Here is a 16,647-nt window from a genome sequence, read left to right as displayed (position 1 = left end):
TGTTTTATAAAGTATCATTTAGAATCCGTATCTGATACCGATCTGTATCTGCCATGGATTTCCTGATGGAGTGATCACACCAGAGTTCACAGCTACATTATACTTGTAGGTAGAAGCAACGTTGTCAAAACCTCCAAGTGAATAAATGTTCTGTTTGCCCAATGTTTTGATAGCACCCCATTCTTTGTTCAGCATGTTGGCCACATTGAAGAAATCGCCGGACAATTCTATATACTGTGATTTGTAAGTCTTGATCTTTTTGCCTATTCTCAAGTCCCAGGTGCCATAGAAACCATTCACACCGCCGTTCCTTTCAGCTATCTTACCACTGCTTTTCTTAATGTAATCTTTAATGCTCTCGGAAGCCAGCGGATTATCCAGGATAGACTGAATACCCTTACGGATCTTCTCCGGAACGTTCTGGTCTTTCACATCAAAAACATAAGCCAGGTCATTGGAGTTTACGAAATCACCATTCACATTACCACCCACCGCCAGTGAGTAACGCGTACCGCCGATACCGGAGTAACGAACACCCACATTGATACCCCAGAAGCTAGGCAGTGTTCCATAGAAAACCACTTTATGACGGAACTGACCATCAGAATAAGACATTGTACGCAGGTCACGCGGATCATCCTTTACCATCAGAGACAATGTCGCAGTATTGGCCACATCGCCGTTGTAAGAAGTATTGTCCTTTGCATCATTCCAAGTATAACTGAAAGACACCTCACCATCTCTCCAGTAGCGGTAAGTACCGTCTACAACAAAAGCAAACTGGTTCACCTTACCTTCACTGTTCAACTCAAGTACACGCCCCACGCGGTCGCTCTTACGGCCTTTCATCCAGTCAGTAGCACCATTGGAGGTAGCAATTGTACTGGCAGGAACATATACACCACGGTTCCCTTCATTCGCCAAACGGAAGAACGGCTGATCGGCCATATTACGGTCAACATACATATAGTTGTTACGCGCAATGGTTGCAAAACCGGTAATACCCATTTTGAAGCGGTCGGAGAAGAAATGGCTGTAAGAGATATTTGCTTTGTAAACAACAGGGATCCTTGCGTCCTTACCATTCATATTGATGGTACCCTGACGAGGTAATCCCAATTCATCGAACAACTCTTTACCTGGTGCTGAAGCCGGGTTCTTACGGTACTCAACGAAGTTAGGAGTAGGTACGTTAGCACCCTGAACATCCACTGTGAGCACCTTCGTACCATCAAACAGCATGTTGTTGATCATTGCATAGTTGTTGATGTCAGAGCCGAAAATAGCTGCCCCGAAACGCAGGTAATCAGTATGTTTTTCATTGATATCCCAATTGAACTGCAGGCGTGGCTGCACCTGGAAAGTAGTTAATGAGTTATCAGTACGTAATCCCAGGTCCTGGTATACTGTTTCATTGAAGTTAGGCTTGTTCAGATAAGTAGTATAATCAGCGCGGATACCGGCGATCATTTCAAACCCACGGAACAGCTTTGTCTGCATCTGTGCGTACAATGCGCCACTGATGATGTTCTGCTTAACACTCGGATCATCCGCTAATGCTACCTCACGCGCATAACGGTAAGGTTTCATATTGTTGAAGTTATCCATACCCGTAAAATAGAACCGGCCGTTCATTTCACTACCATATAAAGAGTTCATATGGCTGTACATGATGTCAGTACCAAAAGTAAAGTTCGCCTTATTTGTGCTGAAATAGACGTTATCGATCAACTGTACGACGTGGTTGTAGAAATGTTCTGGAGAGTAACGTTGGCCGCCTAACTGAATGGTCTGATATACCGTATCGGTACCCATTACAGATTGTACACGCTCTACAATGCCGCGCGGGATGTTCGCCGAGGGCAACTGATCTCCCGGAGAGCTTTCTTCGAACGTATATAAGTGCTGCACTTTCAGTTCGTTCGTTAACCGCGGATTCAACACCGTACGTAATGTAGCCAGGATGCTATTATTAACAGCTTTGGCATTTGCGTATACTTCGTACAGGTTGATAGGGCTATTGTCATCACGACCTAACGGCGCGCGGTCACTGATATAGTTATCACGCAATGTCAGCAGGCTCTTATCACTCAGCTGCCAGTCAATACGTGCGAAAATAGCGTCCGTACCTCTTTTCTTATCGAATGATCCGAACTGTGGTGCATTAGAAACGCCATACTTCCCACGTGCGATTGCCAGGAAATTATCCAGGGTAGCCTGTGTCACGTTCAGACGTTTCTCATCGGCGGGCGACTGAATATCTGCAAGCTGTAAAGGACGGGCGTCTGCCTGACGGTCCCAGGCTACAAAGAAATGGGCCTTGTCCTTAATGATTGGCCCGCCTAAAGTGAACCCAAACTGTTTGGTAGAGAAATCATTTATACGTTTATTACCACGGATGTCGTAGTTGCTGGCTAACTGATCGCCTCTATAATAAAGAAAAGCGCTACCGGAGAAAGTATTAGTACCAGCCTTTGTTACGGTACTGATAGTACCGCCACCGCTACGTCCGAACGTAACATCATACTGGTTAGTCACTACTTTAAACTCCCTGATCGCTTCCATAGACAGCGCGTACGGTCCGCCGATACGGGTATTTGTACCACTGCTGGACGTCGGGTTTTTAGCACTGGTACCATCAATAGTGATATTCGTAGAAGAACCAAGCTGGCCTGCCAGATTACTGCCATTACTTAACGGAGAAAGATCTATCAGAGAAGAGAAGTTACGGCCGTTAACAGGCAATCGTGCGATGTCACGTGCCGTTACAGTCGTTGCCGCTCCGAAGTTCTCCGTCTTGTTCTTAAGTCCACTACCACTTACAGTGATCTCATTCATGCTGACAGCAGAAGACTTCATTTCAACATTCACCTTTACCAGGTCGCCCTGGTTCAGTGAATATCCTGTACGTTTCTGTTCGCTATAGCCAACAAAGGATATGGTAATGGTGTAAGGTCCTCCCAGGGGCAATTCCTTCAGCGAGAATTCACCTTTGGTATTGGTAACGGTTCTGCTACTGAAACCAGTAGACTCATTCCTGACAAGGACAGATGCCCCCGGAATAAGTTGTTTGCTTTCATCAGTAACAACGCCTGTAATAGAGGCCTGGGTTGTCTGCGCGGATAGTTGTGAGCGGGTAAAACAACACAACAATAGCAAAAGGATGCTAATACATATAGGTTTCATAAGCGCGAAAATATAGTCGGGTACAAATCAATGCAACACAATGGCAGGATGTTAACGTAGATTTCATATTACGCAGCCATCACTTGCGCGTCCATTCCTCATGAATAGGATCTCCTTTTGAACTCTTACCACTATGATCCCATGTATTACCATTTAATGACCCCTTAAAACTTAAAGAAGCACCTACCCTGCTGTTGTCTCTTGAAAAGAATTCTATGTTCTCTGTATATACACCGTTTTCAAAAGTATAAGTTCCTCCACCCGTGCCAAAGAACTCACCGGTTTTGGTATTCATTGCTATCCACTGGAATTTTGTACCGGTAAGGATCTTGATCGTCTTTCTGTCACCGGGTTTCATCTCAGTCATTTTTCCATTCGCTTCCCTGCCTGTTATCTGCCATACACCGGTCATCTGGCTGTTGCCGTTATCTACTCTATTCCAGGTTGTTGTGTTACCATCAAATGTGGTGGTGAGTTGGTCTTCATTGAACTCAGCAGTGGATGCAAATTGTTTCCCCACCTTTGATGGGTCTGCCGAGTTAAACTCTATATTAAGCATACCGCCGTTATCAGAAGAATACCAGGTCCCTCCCTGCGTGGATTTAAAACCACTATTATCATACACCGCAATACTGAAATATCCCGGAGTGACCAACAGTAAAGAGGTAGTACCACCGGCGGTGGATTTCCATGCGCCAAGAACTTCTGACTGGGCCTTTGACTGGGAAACCGTTGCAATAGCAAACAGGACGATGAAGAAGAGTTTGGTGAGTGTTTTCATAACTTGGTGGATTTATAATGTAAATATAAGGGATAAGATGGGGGTATGAAAAATCAATATCGTTGACCTCTATCCGATGTATGCAGATGAAGTTGAACGCTATGAAGAATTGGATTAAAGCATTCCGGCATCACCCGGACTTGATAATTACAGCGTGAGCAGGAAGCGGATATTGAAGCCCTGACCAGAATTATTATATACAAAACAGCCTCAGGATCGTAGCTGTTTTTCATATAGATTGTTCAGGGCATGCGGCATTTGCTTCTGCCCTACTTTAACAAAACCGGCGTTTTCATAGTAAGCACAGAGCCATTTGTTGGCAGCATTACAATCAAGTCGCAGGAGGTTTATGCCTTTTGTCAGTAAATATTTCTCAACATATTTCATCATCACCTGCCCCAGTTCCTGCCCTGCAAATTCTTTTCTTACCACAAGAGAATGGATATAGCCGGCTTTATTCTCCTGGACGCCCCAGTAAAGTATGTCCTCTTCTGAAAGCCGGAACATACCGACGCTCCTTCCGGATTCATTTTCGACAAAGTAGAACTCTCCGTTAGCAAAACCATCATGGATCCATTTAACCTGGTCCTCTCCAGGGTTCAGCCAGATGCTCCATTGATCCAGCCCTTTTTGCCTTATTGCCTCCGCCGCTTCTTTTAACATTACCAGTGCGATGTCTATCTCCCCAGCAGCCGCTTGTCTGTATAGCAATTCCATTATTCTTCTCTTTTGGTGCAAAAATACACATCCGGGGACACTCTGCGTTACTAATTTTGGACATCAGTAATGCAGATAAATGGGGCGTTTTTCTCCTCTAAACAGGTATACAGGGCATGTATATCCATTTTCTTCTTTTCATGTAAATACCGGCCGTTATAATGTCAGGAAATTGCCGTCCTTCAGGACGAACTTAAGGGCATAAATAAAAGTGGGGTAATCTCGATAGATATATTCCCGGTAAAGGCATTTCCACCAGATAGTACACTGATAGTCAGCTGTTTCCGGAAGAGAGAAAATAAGCTTATTAAAATTTTTAAAAATGAAATTTATCATTACATTTGCATCCCGTCGTGAAAAACCGGCGGTACCGGTTCGGGACGTGGCGCAGCCCGGTAGCGCACTTGCATGGGGTGCAAGGGGTCGCTAGTTCGAATCTAGTCGTCCCGACTTTGTTGAAAGCCTTTAACTTATCAATAGTTAAAGGCTTTTTCATTATGCATAATTACAGCAGGTCTTAACTGCTCATACAGGATGTACGGAAAGATCACCTAAAACTTACGAACTACTATGAAAGAATTGTTTATCAGGAAACGGCTTCTTATTACACTTTTCGTTGCAGCTGCTTTATCAACATCTTGCGAAAAGGATAAAGAACAAGGCCCTAACGGACTCCAAAGCCTGGTTGACATCGAACAAAACGCGCCGGGAGAAAAATGCCCCAATGGAGGCATCACTGTTAAAAATGGCATTGATAAAAACAGGAACAATATACTTGATGGCGAAGAAATTCAAGATACAAAGTATGTTTGTAATGGTTCCAATGCCAATACAGATAAACAGGTTGTCCTCTCTGCATATCTAGGAGGCAATTTGTCGTTTAATGATCCAAATGGCACCATACTTCCGGCTTTCCCTTCCTTTAGTAAAAGTGACTATCAGAATGTAGACTCAATTATTTTCATGGCAGTTGCCTTGACATCGGGTAGCCCGATTCCGGCAAAGGTAGAGTTATACGACATGACAAATAGTAAGGCTATAGAAAACAGTAGCATTATTGCTCCCGAACGTTACCCTGGCATTTTAAGACGAACAGGGAATTTGTACACGCAACTACCTTCCGACAAAGTGGATATGGGCTTGAAAATAGGTCCTGATTCAGCAGGTGAAAATGCAAACGCTTCTGTGGGTATGGCTTATTTAATTATTTATAAGAAATAGGTCCATACAAGCAAAATGCTCCGCAAGTTATATTGAAAATCAATACATTGAAGTACTTCCAGATCGGATAGACGTCACGACAAAATTAAAAGCTCTATAGTTAGGACTGTAGGGCTTTTTTGTTTGTGTATCATTTTGGAATAATTGTCTTGTTAACGGACCACGTTGAAAACTTAGGGGAATCTCTGTGATTAAATTAAACAGCAAAAAATAAAAAGAGCAACAACTATAGGTCAACAGGAAAAGTCATAGCTACACCCGTCCACTTTTAACGTGGAAACAACACATGTCAAAGTAATCCGCCATCGTCAACAAATTGAAGCATATTCGAGAATATGCAGACAGAACTCCCATCCAGGAAGAATTTGTAAACGGGTAACGTTTCTTATGTAATCAGCAATTCCTTCACCGTTGCAATTCCCACCAAACTTCTCGCTATCACAATGACTTTACTGCCTGGAGGCAACGCGGTGATCTTATAATGCCAATCAATCCCGTTCCAGCCTGAAAATGCACGCCCACTCTCGGTAATAACACCGTCAGCGTCTATTACCCTTACCTCCACTTCCGCTACCCGGAACTCATTTTGCGCAGTCACTACAACCTCCTCATCTTCTAACTTTATATTCTGGATCTCAGGACTGCGGTAAGCATCCTTCACTGCCATATTATAGGCATTTTGACCTGGCCCTGCCAGTGACTGGTAGTAAGCCTTTACCTGCGGATCTTCCAGCATTACCTGCGCACGCATCGAAGCAATAGTCATCTTATGCCTCGCCTCCAGCTGCTTTTGTGTAGGCTTTTTCTTTGAAGGGCCGCGTTTTTTCGCCATAATGATCTGCCCGTTCCTTTCGTAGATCGTGATTTGCTTGCCGAGAGTGCCCCGTACAAGTTGCATGAGGATATTGTCTTTAACAATGGCCATAAAAAGGTCGTTTTGAGGTTATAATTACAAGTTTACTGTATCGCTTCTCTAAGGTACGTATAACTAATCTAAAATGTCATTAAAAGGTCATCTAAAGGTCACTTCAATATCGATTTGATATATAAATACCCTTTTAATATCCTTTTAGTACACTTTTAATAAGCCGATATCATGCCTAAAGGTAGCTTACCTAACTTTCCAGAAAGGATTAACCGTGCTTACGTAGTCTTATTGTGTGGCGTAATGACTACCTGATCGCCAAATGATCCGGTTCAGGAATTCGATACGAGGGGTAACGGGTGTAGAATTTCCCCTGTTTGAATATTCTGAAGCTTATGCTGAGCACACAAATACCTCAACTTTTCAACCTGATACTTATTTCGTCTATATATACTTAAAACCGAAATATTTATCCTAAAATTCTATTTTAGCAGGAAAATATAATCTTAGATGTCAGCTCGTCAGTCAAATACAACGCATACTATTAAAGCCCCTTCTGCTGCCAGACGATTTCACGCACTTGACAGCTTTCGTGGTATCTGCGCAGTATTTGTCGTTCTCTTTCATACCCGCATCTTACACAGCTTTTCAGAATACTCCTTTTTTAGGAATGGGCATCGCTTTGTCGAATTTTTCTTCATACTGAGTGGCTTTGTAATGTGTTACACCTACGGTGAAGCGAAGTTTAACAGGGAGAAAATGAAAGACTTCATGATAGGCAGAACATTCAGGCTGTACCCTATGCATATCCTAATGCTTCTATTTTTTCTGGGGCTGGAACTATTTAAATTATACGGTTCTTCCAAAGGTATGGTATTTGACAAGGAACCGTTCACGGATCAACAGGCCCCCGGCCAGATCCTTCCAAATCTATTATTAATTCACGCATGGATTCCTGGTATAAGCTCAAATTCATTTAATTATGTTTCATGGAGTATCAGCATAGAGTTTTATCTGTACGTGATTTTTGGATTGGTGCTGATGTTTATCCCGGCGAGGCAAAAGCTCGCTTTTGCAGTCATATCCCTCACTGCGTTGACGGCATTATTCCTACACATTAATATACCAACATATGAAGCATTACGGGGTCTGTTCTGTTTTTTTGCAGGATGCTTCCTCTTCTTTATATACAAGAAAACCGAGGCTGCTGTTCTAAATAAAATGTTATTTACGCTATTAGAATGTTTGGCTATTACCTCTGTTGTTTTAATTACACTGGCCAACATTGAAAATAAGAACATTTATATCTCCCTGATATTTGCATTTACTATACTGGTTTTTGCATTTGAGAAGGGTTCACTTTCCGATCTTTTAAAAGCCAGGCCTTTCCTCTTTTTAGGCCAGCTATCTTATTCAATCTATATCATTCATGCAGGTATTCTTGCAGCCCTGATGCCAGTTATTACAATGGCAGGAAAAGTCCTGCATAAGAACTTAATTACTATCACTGATAACGGATCGGAAAAAATAAGGTTTGTTACCAGTCACAATGTCTACATCGATAATATATTCACGTTGGTGATTTTGGGACTCACTATAACTATCTCCTACTTTACATATACATATGTAGAGGTAAGATTCATCGCACTTGGCAAGAAATACAGGGCCAAAGTCCGTTCATCCGGGAAGGTAAACAGGACATCGCTTGTCTGAACCTGAAAATCATTTAGCTGATCACTTTGACACCATTCCAGAACGCTATATATCCTTTAATGCTTTCGGCAGCAGTTTTGGTATCGGGATAATACCATGCTGCATCTTCTGCTTTTTCTCCGTTTACAATTACATGATAATACGAGGCCACACCTTTCCACGGACAAACCGTATGCATGTTAGATACTGACAAGAACTCGCTTTTAACTGATTCGGGAGGAAAATAGTGGTTTCCTTCAACAACTATAGTATCGTCACTTTCTGCAATCACCTGATGGTTATAAACAGCTTTCATTAGCGCAAATTTTTAGAACGAAATTTAGAGTACTAAAGTAAATGATTTGATCTCGGTACACATTGATAAATGTCACAGAAGCCGGATGTTACTGGCAGATGTAATATTTATCACGCCGGACTGACTTTACAACAAAATGTCCCTTTTGTCCATTTACCGGCCTTGTTATATAGGTTAATTTTATCTCAATAAATGAGCCAAGTAGAGTTTATGCAAAATAAAAAATGAGCAAGACCTCAATAGTGGACCTGGAAATGACGACACGGAGAACATGGAGCTCTTTTACTTAAGCTAATCAGCTATCCCGAATTAATGTCCGAGAGTATATTAGATTATTTTGAAAATTATATCAGAACCTATAGCTTATTTTCAGATAAGGAGATTGCATTTATTAAATCGCAGGCAATACCCAAGCAGCTTAATAAGAAGCAATACTTATTGCGTGAGGGAAATATATGTAGGTATCACACACTCGTATGCAGCGGATGCCTTCGGTCATATCGGATCGGCAACAATGGTAACGAGCACATCTTCAGTCTTTCACCAGCCAATCATTGGGTAAGCGACCGCGTAAGTCTTTTATCCGGCACACCTTCAAATGAATTTATAGATGCGCTGGAGGATAGCACTATCATACAATTTTCGGTAGACAGCTTCAAAACACTTTTAAGAGAGATACCAAATTTCGATAAACTATATGCGAAAATTATCACGGACGAATATAATACAAACAGGGACAGAATATATATGATGCTCAGTCATCAGGCAGAAGAACGATACCGGCAATTTATCCGATCCTTTCCGCAATTGCATCACCGCCTCCCTATGTTTATGATCGCTTCATATCTTGGCATATCAAGGGAAACACTAGCCAGGATACGCAGCAACATGGTTAATCAATAATGTTTGTTATCTACAGCATGAGGTTCGGGGAAGCGGCTAAACCCACTATGTGCACGGGCTCGTATTGAAATTTACAAACCGTTCGGAGTGATTGATTATGAATTGACATCGACCCTCAACGATTTACGATATACCTCCGGAGACACAGTAGCATGCGTCTTAAAAAAACGGCTAAAATAGGCTACGTCATTAAATCCAAGATCGAAAGCAATTTGTTTTATTGGTTTATCACTTAAATATAATTCATGTTTGGCTTGTGTTATTAAGCGCTCTGAAATTATCTCGCCAATAGTCCTTCCGAGATATTGCTTAGCCATACGATTCAGCGTTTTGACAGTAACGTTCAATAGCTTTGCATAGTCTGCCGGCCGGTGTTTGTACTGAAAGTGTGCTTCAACTGCATTGATCAATTCCCGGGTAACATAATGCCCCTCTGAAAGTGATGCTGAATGAATGATACCTCTTTCTTTTTTTATCCGTGAGGCATAGATCATGAATATTTTCACCCAGGAAATCGCAATGTCGTAACGACCTAAACGGTCGTCGTTAAGCTCTGAAAGGAGTTGATCCAAGGGATGCAGCAGTTGGGCCATTTCCTCATTACTGATTTTTATCAAAGGAATTTCACCAACACTCTTAAACAGCACCTGCTTGCTCGTCAATTCCACATCGTATTTATGGTTCCAGAAAAAATCAGGATGGAACCGAAGTAATATTCCGTCAAGCGGGCCATCTGACTCGATTTGAAAAGGTTGGTATATGGGGAATCTGATCAAGCAATTTTCAGAGAACTCATACCTGGCCGTATCAAAAGTCAATTGCCCCTTTCCTTTCTTAATTAAAATGATCTTATAGCAGTTAAAGCTTTTCAGACTTCTAAAATACTCGTCGTCATTAAGCTGTATCAGTTTAAATGCCAACACATTGGTTTGGGGATTTACCAATTCAATTTTTAATTGTTCGTTCATCATTCAACAATTTCATTCATTGCCATTTGCCTGGCAATGATATATGTGCTTCGATAAATTCAAAGGTTTTGCGGATGCAGAGAAATAATAATTTTCCCTTATGCTGTATATAAGCGTTATAGTATACTGCAGTTCTGTAGTTGTTGTATATGTGCCGTTTGGAAAGGCTGTAAATCTGATTGGAGTAGCCTTACCAGCTTCTGATTTATCCTCCGCAAATCCGAAAGATCATTACATTACCAACATAGGAAAAATGGAATATGTCCATCCCAAAAACGGGCGTACATACTCCATCTTTTCTACTGTTTTAAGAAGATGGAAACGATAATCGACGGGAGGCATACACCTCAGGGTCCCGGATTCTAAGGACGAACGCGGATGATCGTTTTCCCGTTTGGACGGTTGCTGGAATTGTAGGTCGCAACGGCGTCATTGAGGCTGGCTATATTGCCAATACTAGCCCGCAGAAGTCCCTCACGCACTCTTTGTACGATCTCAGTCAATTGACCTGGATTTGCTTCGACCACAAAGTCGATTGCCGACCCATTGACAGGCTGAGCTTCAGTCGGCCCTGCGATGGTCACCAGCCTTCCTCCGGACCTTATCACGCTTGCGGACTGCATGGCGATATCCCCGCCGAAGATATCGAAGACTAAATCCACTTTGCCGATGTCCTGTAGCTTTTCGTTTTCAAGGTCGATGTACTCATGTGCACCGAAATCGAGCGCTGTCTGGCGACCGCCTGCACGGCCTGTGCCGATGACATATGCACCGGCAGCACGTGCTAACTGGGATGCCATTGAACCCACTATGCCGGCCGCGCCATGTACAAGGACAGTCTGACCTGCCTGGAGACGTCCATGATCAAACAATCCCTGCCATGCGGTCAGACCAGGCATCACAAGAGCCGCGCCAACTGAAAAATCTACATCTGCCGGCAATGGTGACAGGTTACGTGCCTCAACGGCTACATATTCCGCCAGGGTGCCGTCGCGATACCAATCTGTAAGGCCGAATACGCGCTGTCCTACAAACAGCCCTGTCGTTCCATAACCGAGGGCGGTAACTACACCAGCCACCTCATGGCCAGGAATAGAGGGATTCCGGTCGCGGCCTGACCTGTCGGTCCAGGTAGATGGCCATGTAATTTCATCCCCGGTAATACTGGATGCGTGAACCTGAACAACTACATCATTTATCGCTGCCTCCGGCTCCGGACGTTCTACTAATTTCATTCCGGCTACTCCGGCTGTCTGGTCAGTTACAATAATTGCTTTCATAACACACCTCCTTTTTTGTTGTTGACATATAGTGTTGTTTTCAGTATGATTTTAATCTATAAAGTCACAATGATATCTTAACGTTGGTCTAAAATTAGAGCTAAATTTAGTTACCTTAGGGAGCCAATTTCTAAATATATAGGGGTCCAATTATGATTGAAAAATTTCTTGAACTTTCATTTAAAAAAGGCGACGATTATAGTCCTCTCTACAGGCAATTGGAATCTGAAATTGTTCAACTCATCTGCCATGGAATTCTGAAACCAGGACAGGCACTTCCCCCATCACGTGAACTTGCGCTGAGCCTGCAGCTTAACCGCAAAACAGTAGTAGCGACCTATGAGGAACTGAATGCACAAGGCTGGGTGGAAACAAGAGAAAGAAGTGGTGTTTATGTGTCCAGCCGCCTCCCTGATACTTCAACACGTACAATTAATCAACACAGCAAAAAAATATTACGGAGCAGACACCCCGCTTATCCACTGATAAACCGACCTTCTGATATAACTACGAAAACAGATCCAAATACGGAACTCAATCTTCCGGGAATGCCGGCGCCCCTGTATAAAATCGACGACGGTTTTCCTGATCCCAGAATCGCCCCTATCGAGGAACTGGTACGAGAGTACAGAAGATTCGGAAAGGGCCGTTTAGGAAATCAATTTCTTATGTATGGACCAGAGTATGGTTCCTATCGTCTCAGGGTCGAGCTTGCTAATTTTCTCAACAAGACCAGAGGACTGCAGATCACCGAAAAAGAAATATTGATAACGAAAGGGACGCAGATGGCCATTTATTTAACTACACAGTTGCTTATCCGTCCCGGTGACAGCGTATTTGTACCAGAACCCGGTTACAGGGACGCAAATCAAACCTTTAAGCTCGCAGGAGCAAATCTGACATTTATTCCTGTAGATGAAGACGGCATGGATGTAGACACGATTGAGCAATTATGTAAAAGGGCAGTGCCGAGGATGATCTATATTATACCTCATCACCACCGGCCGACCACTGTTACGCTGAGTGCAGAACGACGTATGCGACTTATGAACCTTGCCCACGAGTACGGATTTGCATTGCTTGAAGACGACTATGATTTCGATTATCATTTTTCAAGCAATCCTCTTTTACCTCTGGCTAGTCTGGATACCGGCGGACATATTATTTATGTAGGCTCTTTTTGCAAAAGCATTGCACCTGGCATTCGAATCGGGTTCATAGTGGCTCCCGAAGTGGTAATAAACGAAGCTGCCGCCATTCGCAAGTTAATAGACCGGCAAGGTGAACAATTACTGGAAGAAGCGACGGCCGAACTTTTAAGTACCGGTGACATTTCCCGGCACCTCAAAAAGTCACATAAGGTTTATCAGGAACGGTTAGAAAATACTTGCCGGCTGCTTCGTGAACAACTGGGAGAATATTTAACGTTTACGCAGCCGAACGGCGGACTGGCCATCTGGGCCGCTTACAGAAAGGACATAAGTGGCAGAGCAGTTGCGCTGAATGCCGGAAAGTTAGGATTAAAGATCAGTGACGGCAGTAATTATTTTTTTCAGCCAGATACTTACAGGCCAAATGATTTCATACGTATAGGCTATTGCTCTTTAGATGAAAAAGAAATGGCAGATGCAATTGATATATGGAAAAAGGCGCTCACTCCATTTGCCGGAAAACAATAGGAAAAATTACAAACTATATTTGTCATCATTCAGCAGCGCCCCTACCCTTTCTTGTAATACTTTTATCAGACTTTCCTTAAACCATGTGTTCTTCTTTTGCCAGATGTTGTTCCTCGGCGATGGGTGCGGTAATGGGATATAATCTGGCAGGTAGTCGTTGTAGCTTTTTACTGTCTCCGTTAAAGTACTCTTAGCAGCATTTTTCAAATAATAGTTCTGCGCATATTGCCCGATCAATAAGGTCAATTTTATCTCTGTCATTGATGTTAAAAGCTGCTGATGCCATAAGGGCGCGCATTCTGGTCTTGGCGGCAAATCGCCTGATTTTCCGCTGCCTGGGAAACAGAAGCCCATTGGGATAAGCCCAAAGACCTTTTCGTTGTAAAACGTTTGTTTATCGACGCCCAACCATTCTCTTAAATTATTACCGCTGGCATCGTCCCACGGAATACCACTATCCTGAACTTTTCGGCCTGGAGCCTGCCCTATTATTACAATCTTCGAAACCGTGCTCGCCTGAATAATCGGTCTGGGAACGTTAGGCAAAAAATCTTTGCAAACAGTGCAACTTCTGATTTTCGAAAGTATTATGTCCATTTTACAAATGCATAAAAACACTTGAAGTCGATGCCTCAAGTGTTTTCCCTTAGTTTAAAATTATCGAAATAGTTAGAAATAGCCTACTCCGGATCTTGCAAAAATAGCAGCATTTCGACTTTTATTCCGTGGCTCGATCGCCATTGGCGGTGGACCCGCCAGACGGACTATCGCACGGCCGTTCCCTGATTATTGTCGATAAAGTACCGCCAGAAGCCATCCTCACCCCGGCGCACGATATCGCATGCCGAGCCTGCGAGTTGCACTTGGTTGCCGTCGGAATCCTTGCCCGCAATAGACCAGTCCACCACTATCTGAGCGATATCCCCCGCAACGAACACGTGACGCACAGTTGCTGCCAGTGGCAGGCCGAGTTTGAGATCACGATCAAGTCGTGCGGCGATCGCTGCGCGATCAGTTAAGAGCCGGCCGTCGTTTTCGACGAACACAGAGTGCGGATCATGCAACGCCATCATCGCATCGACGTTCCCGAAGTTAAATCGCTCAATAAGCGAAGGAATGACACCCTCGGGTCCGGTAGGAAGCGGAAAGGATTCAGGTCTTAATTTCATCTGTTTAATATTTAGCGTTATATAAAGTCATCTACCATCACCTTTGCAATTCCTATAATATGGCATTCATAAAGCTGATTTTACGCAACAACAAGTCGACACTCACCCAGGTTCCTGTTATAGAACAGTTAATTGATTTTCCTGCCTCCCTCGTGTTTGAAGTGAAGCTAATAGCAGGCTGGCGAAGCTGACCGGGAAAACGGAATAATCAAATGGCGACCGGTAGCCAGTAAAGAAAAGCATACTGAGCGCAAATACCAACGTAAGCGCGAAGCTACCATAAGCGGCGAGTTTGATCTTATAACCAATAATAAGCAACACGCCAATTAACCCTTCGCCAATAGTAGCTATCAAGCCAAAGACCGAAGCTATTTTGGGAGAAAAGTAAGGCATCAAATTATTCGCGTAAACGGCAAAATTGGCCCAATTCCCCCATGATACATTAGCACTGCCCGGTGTGCCTAAAATGCCAATACGATCCAGTACCGGTAGTATGAAGCCGGCTCCTAATGAGATACGTAACAGTATTTGTGCAGTTGGAAAAACCCTTTTCATCATGGATCTTATCATTAATTGACACTATGTATATCAGGGATGCGTGATTGCCTTACGGTCCATCAACACAAGCATTTCTCTTGCAAAGGACGCAAGGAGTCTTCTGCTTTTAAGTGACATTAGTCACAAAAAAAAGAAAAAATTAATGTTACATGTTGGGAGTTTTAACTCCATAATAGCCATACAAAGGATTATCATTCTATTCTGTGACAAATGTCACTTTAAACGAGTCCGCCATTTTTCACTTTTGCTTATTCGAACGCATCATAGGGTGGCAATATCAGCAACATGACTGTAACGGAAAGTAACCAGTTCTGTAAAAAGCTGGTCATAAAAAATGGCGAAAAGCCGGATTATGAACGGTTACGTTCACAAATAAAGAAGTCTAAAATCAATTAGTTCAATACAAGTATTATTCATGCAAAAAAAATAAAACAATGAACAAGAATCTGAAAGAATTATCAAACGACATGAATAAAATGGTAACCAGTGGTCAACTTATTGACGCTGCGGAAAAGTATTACGCCTCCAATATCCAGACCATTGAATTTGACGGAAGAATTACTGATGGCAAGCAGATGGCGATGCAGAAGCTAACCGAATTTGTCGGCTCCATTCAAAAGGTAAATGAGATTACGCTTCTCCGGTCCATCACCGACGACAATGTATCTTTTTCCGAATACATTTTAGATTTTGACATGAAGGATGGAAGCAATATCTACCTGCACGAAATTGTCCGTTCGCTATGGGAAAACGATCAGGTTGTAGAAGAACGATATTTTAAAGGATAGCAACAAGAGCTAATAATATCAAAACCAGGTGATCATTATTCATACGATACCGTACTAGCTAATAAAGAGACCAGATGGATAAAATTACTTTAAAGGCGAAACTCATAAAGGCTCACCAGGAAACCCTTCAGCGCCTGAAGGATGAATATGCCAGCTATCAAAGCGATGGTGATCTGAATCTTGAGGACGTCCGTGATGCTGACGACAATTCACACAGAGAGCAGACCGAAGAATTTTTACAAGCAATGGAAAGGCAAATCCATCAGCGGGAGAACGAAATCAAGCAGCTCCGTGACTTAGATTTCAGTAGCAAAGACGCTGTAACGAAAGGCGCTGTTGCATTGGTCAATGGCGATTATTATATTATAGGAATACCTGCGTGCCAGTTTGACCTTGACGGAAAACATTTCGTTGCAATGTCACCCGAGGCACCGTTTTATCGGAAACTCATGGATAGAAAAGAGAACGACTCATTCGTTTTCAATGACAAGATGTATACGGTCGAATCAATTTTTTAACCTTAA

The 16,647-nt window shown here is 42.9% G+C and carries 16 protein-coding genes and 1 tRNA gene; 7 read left to right on the top strand and 10 right to left on the bottom strand.

Annotated features, from left to right (window positions below; translation table 11 throughout):
• Positions 1-18 precede the first annotated feature (18 nt).
• The 3 genes from C7475_RS17130 to C7475_RS17120 all read right to left on the bottom strand — a co-directional run bounded on the left by C7475_RS17130 (position 19) and on the right by C7475_RS17120 (position 4,684).
• Positions 19-3,186, bottom strand: a complete 3,168-nt coding sequence (locus tag C7475_RS17130) for a TonB-dependent receptor (protein WP_110054598.1) — start codon at positions 3,184-3,186, stop codon at positions 19-21.
• A 79-nt stretch (positions 3,187-3,265) separates the two neighbouring features.
• A complete protein-coding gene (locus C7475_RS17125; RefSeq protein ID WP_110054597.1) occupies positions 3,266-3,967 on the bottom strand; it encodes a membrane or secreted protein in 702 nt (233 codons plus the stop codon).
• A 210-nt stretch (positions 3,968-4,177) separates the two neighbouring features.
• Positions 4,178-4,684 (bottom strand): N-acetyltransferase, encoded by a 507-nt coding sequence (locus C7475_RS17120; protein ID WP_110054596.1) that lies wholly within the window; start codon positions 4,682-4,684, stop codon positions 4,178-4,180.
• Positions 4,685-5,060: 376 nt separating this feature from the next.
• Between C7475_RS17120 and C7475_RS17115 the strand changes: the two genes are divergently transcribed.
• Together C7475_RS17115 and C7475_RS17110 are read left to right on the top strand one after the other, a co-directional pair.
• Positions 5,061-5,134, top strand: a tRNA-Pro gene (locus tag C7475_RS17115).
• A gap of 120 nt (positions 5,135-5,254) precedes the next feature.
• Positions 5,255-5,905, top strand: a complete 651-nt coding sequence (locus tag C7475_RS17110; RefSeq protein WP_110054595.1) for a hypothetical protein — start codon at positions 5,255-5,257, stop codon at positions 5,903-5,905.
• 385 nt (positions 5,906-6,290) lie between these two features.
• On the opposite strand, the gene C7475_RS17105 is transcribed toward C7475_RS17110, so the two are convergent.
• On the bottom strand, positions 6,291-6,830 hold the full coding sequence (locus C7475_RS17105) for a hypothetical protein (RefSeq protein ID WP_110054594.1): 540 nt from the start codon (positions 6,828-6,830) through the stop codon (positions 6,291-6,293).
• Positions 6,831-7,280: 450 nt separating this feature from the next.
• Here C7475_RS17105 and C7475_RS17100 point away from each other — a divergent pair, with 450 nt between their 5' ends.
• Positions 7,281-8,483, top strand: coding sequence for an acyltransferase (locus C7475_RS17100; protein ID WP_110054593.1), 1,203 nt, complete (start codon positions 7,281-7,283; stop codon positions 8,481-8,483).
• 13 nt (positions 8,484-8,496) lie between these two features.
• Here the strand turns inward: C7475_RS17100 and C7475_RS17095 are convergent, their stop codons facing one another.
• On the bottom strand, positions 8,497-8,778 hold the full coding sequence (locus C7475_RS17095) for a DUF427 domain-containing protein (RefSeq protein ID WP_110054592.1): 282 nt from the start codon (positions 8,776-8,778) through the stop codon (positions 8,497-8,499).
• Positions 8,779-9,090: 312 nt separating this feature from the next.
• Between C7475_RS17095 and C7475_RS33540 the strand changes: the two genes are divergently transcribed.
• Positions 9,091-9,681, top strand: coding sequence for a Crp/Fnr family transcriptional regulator (locus C7475_RS33540; RefSeq protein ID WP_110054591.1), 591 nt, complete (start codon positions 9,091-9,093; stop codon positions 9,679-9,681).
• 95 nt (positions 9,682-9,776) lie between these two features.
• Here C7475_RS33540 and C7475_RS17085 read toward each other — a convergent pair whose 3' ends face one another.
• Positions 9,777-10,649 carry an AraC family transcriptional regulator gene (locus tag C7475_RS17085; protein ID WP_158286527.1) on the bottom strand — a complete coding sequence of 291 codons (873 nt, stop codon included), beginning with the start codon at positions 10,647-10,649 and terminating at the stop codon, positions 9,777-9,779.
• A 362-nt stretch (positions 10,650-11,011) separates the two neighbouring features.
• Positions 11,012-11,929 carry an NADP-dependent oxidoreductase gene (locus C7475_RS17075; RefSeq protein WP_110054588.1) on the bottom strand — a complete coding sequence of 306 codons (918 nt, stop codon included), beginning with the start codon at positions 11,927-11,929 and terminating at the stop codon, positions 11,012-11,014.
• Between the two features lie 152 nt (positions 11,930-12,081).
• On the opposite strand from C7475_RS17075, the gene C7475_RS17070 reads away from it, so the two are divergent.
• Positions 12,082-13,608: a PLP-dependent aminotransferase family protein gene (locus C7475_RS17070; protein ID WP_110054587.1), complete on the top strand. Its 1,527-nt coding sequence runs from the start codon at positions 12,082-12,084 to the stop codon at positions 13,606-13,608.
• Between the two features lie 6 nt (positions 13,609-13,614).
• On the opposite strand, the gene C7475_RS17065 is transcribed toward C7475_RS17070, so the two are convergent.
• From C7475_RS17065 to C7475_RS17055, 3 genes are all read right to left on the bottom strand, one after another.
• Positions 13,615-14,205: a uracil-DNA glycosylase family protein gene (locus C7475_RS17065; protein WP_110054586.1), complete on the bottom strand. Its 591-nt coding sequence runs from the start codon at positions 14,203-14,205 to the stop codon at positions 13,615-13,617.
• Positions 14,206-14,372: 167 nt separating this feature from the next.
• On the bottom strand, positions 14,373-14,777 hold the full coding sequence (locus C7475_RS17060) for a nuclear transport factor 2 family protein (RefSeq protein ID WP_110054585.1): 405 nt from the start codon (positions 14,775-14,777) through the stop codon (positions 14,373-14,375).
• Positions 14,778-14,894: 117 nt separating this feature from the next.
• Complete coding sequence (locus C7475_RS17055; RefSeq protein WP_110054584.1) at positions 14,895-15,335, bottom strand: DoxX family protein; 441 nt, start codon at positions 15,333-15,335, stop codon at positions 14,895-14,897.
• Positions 15,336-15,769: 434 nt separating this feature from the next.
• Here C7475_RS17055 and C7475_RS17050 point away from each other — a divergent pair, with 434 nt between their 5' ends.
• A complete protein-coding gene (locus C7475_RS17050; RefSeq protein ID WP_110054583.1) occupies positions 15,770-16,123 on the top strand; it encodes a hypothetical protein in 354 nt (117 codons plus the stop codon).
• 74 nt (positions 16,124-16,197) lie between these two features.
• The gene (locus tag C7475_RS17045; RefSeq protein ID WP_110054582.1) at positions 16,198-16,641 is read left to right on the top strand and encodes a hypothetical protein; all 444 of its coding nucleotides are present in this window, start codon (positions 16,198-16,200) and stop codon (positions 16,639-16,641) included.
• Positions 16,642-16,647: the final 6 nt, after the last annotated feature.

The organism is Chitinophaga sp. S165 (assembly GCF_003182155.1).
Lineage (GTDB): Bacteria > Bacteroidota > Bacteroidia > Chitinophagales > Chitinophagaceae > Chitinophaga.
Note: the sequence above shows the minus strand (reverse complement) of the source record. Positions and strands in the feature narration are given on the sequence as shown.

Coding starts and splice junctions, on each gene's coding strand:
- C7475_RS17055 (WP_110054584.1), bottom strand. CDS start 15,335: ATGATGAAAAGGGTTTTTCCAACTGCACAAATACTGTTACGTATCTCA.
- C7475_RS17100 (WP_110054593.1), top strand. CDS start 7,281: ATGTCAGCTCGTCAGTCAAATACAACGCATACTATTAAAGCCCCTTCT.
- C7475_RS17075 (WP_110054588.1), bottom strand. CDS start 11,929: ATGAAAGCAATTATTGTAACTGACCAGACAGCCGGAGTAGCCGGAATG.
- C7475_RS17130 (WP_110054598.1), bottom strand. CDS start 3,186: ATGAAACCTATATGTATTAGCATCCTTTTGCTATTGTTGTGTTGTTTT.
- C7475_RS17125 (WP_110054597.1), bottom strand. CDS start 3,967: ATGAAAACACTCACCAAACTCTTCTTCATCGTCCTGTTTGCTATTGCA.
- C7475_RS17070 (WP_110054587.1), top strand. CDS start 12,082: ATGATTGAAAAATTTCTTGAACTTTCATTTAAAAAAGGCGACGATTAT.
- C7475_RS33540 (WP_110054591.1), top strand. CDS start 9,091: ATGTCCGAGAGTATATTAGATTATTTTGAAAATTATATCAGAACCTAT.
- C7475_RS17105 (WP_110054594.1), bottom strand. CDS start 6,830: ATGGCCATTGTTAAAGACAATATCCTCATGCAACTTGTACGGGGCACT.
- C7475_RS17085 (WP_158286527.1), bottom strand. CDS start 10,649: ATGAACGAACAATTAAAAATTGAATTGGTAAATCCCCAAACCAATGTG.
- C7475_RS17110 (WP_110054595.1), top strand. CDS start 5,255: ATGAAAGAATTGTTTATCAGGAAACGGCTTCTTATTACACTTTTCGTT.
- C7475_RS17065 (WP_110054586.1), bottom strand. CDS start 14,205: ATGGACATAATACTTTCGAAAATCAGAAGTTGCACTGTTTGCAAAGAT.
- C7475_RS17060 (WP_110054585.1), bottom strand. CDS start 14,777: ATGAAATTAAGACCTGAATCCTTTCCGCTTCCTACCGGACCCGAGGGT.
- C7475_RS17045 (WP_110054582.1), top strand. CDS start 16,198: ATGGATAAAATTACTTTAAAGGCGAAACTCATAAAGGCTCACCAGGAA.
- C7475_RS17095 (WP_110054592.1), bottom strand. CDS start 8,778: ATGAAAGCTGTTTATAACCATCAGGTGATTGCAGAAAGTGACGATACT.
- C7475_RS17120 (WP_110054596.1), bottom strand. CDS start 4,684: ATGGAATTGCTATACAGACAAGCGGCTGCTGGGGAGATAGACATCGCA.
- C7475_RS17050 (WP_110054583.1), top strand. CDS start 15,770: ATGAACAAGAATCTGAAAGAATTATCAAACGACATGAATAAAATGGTA.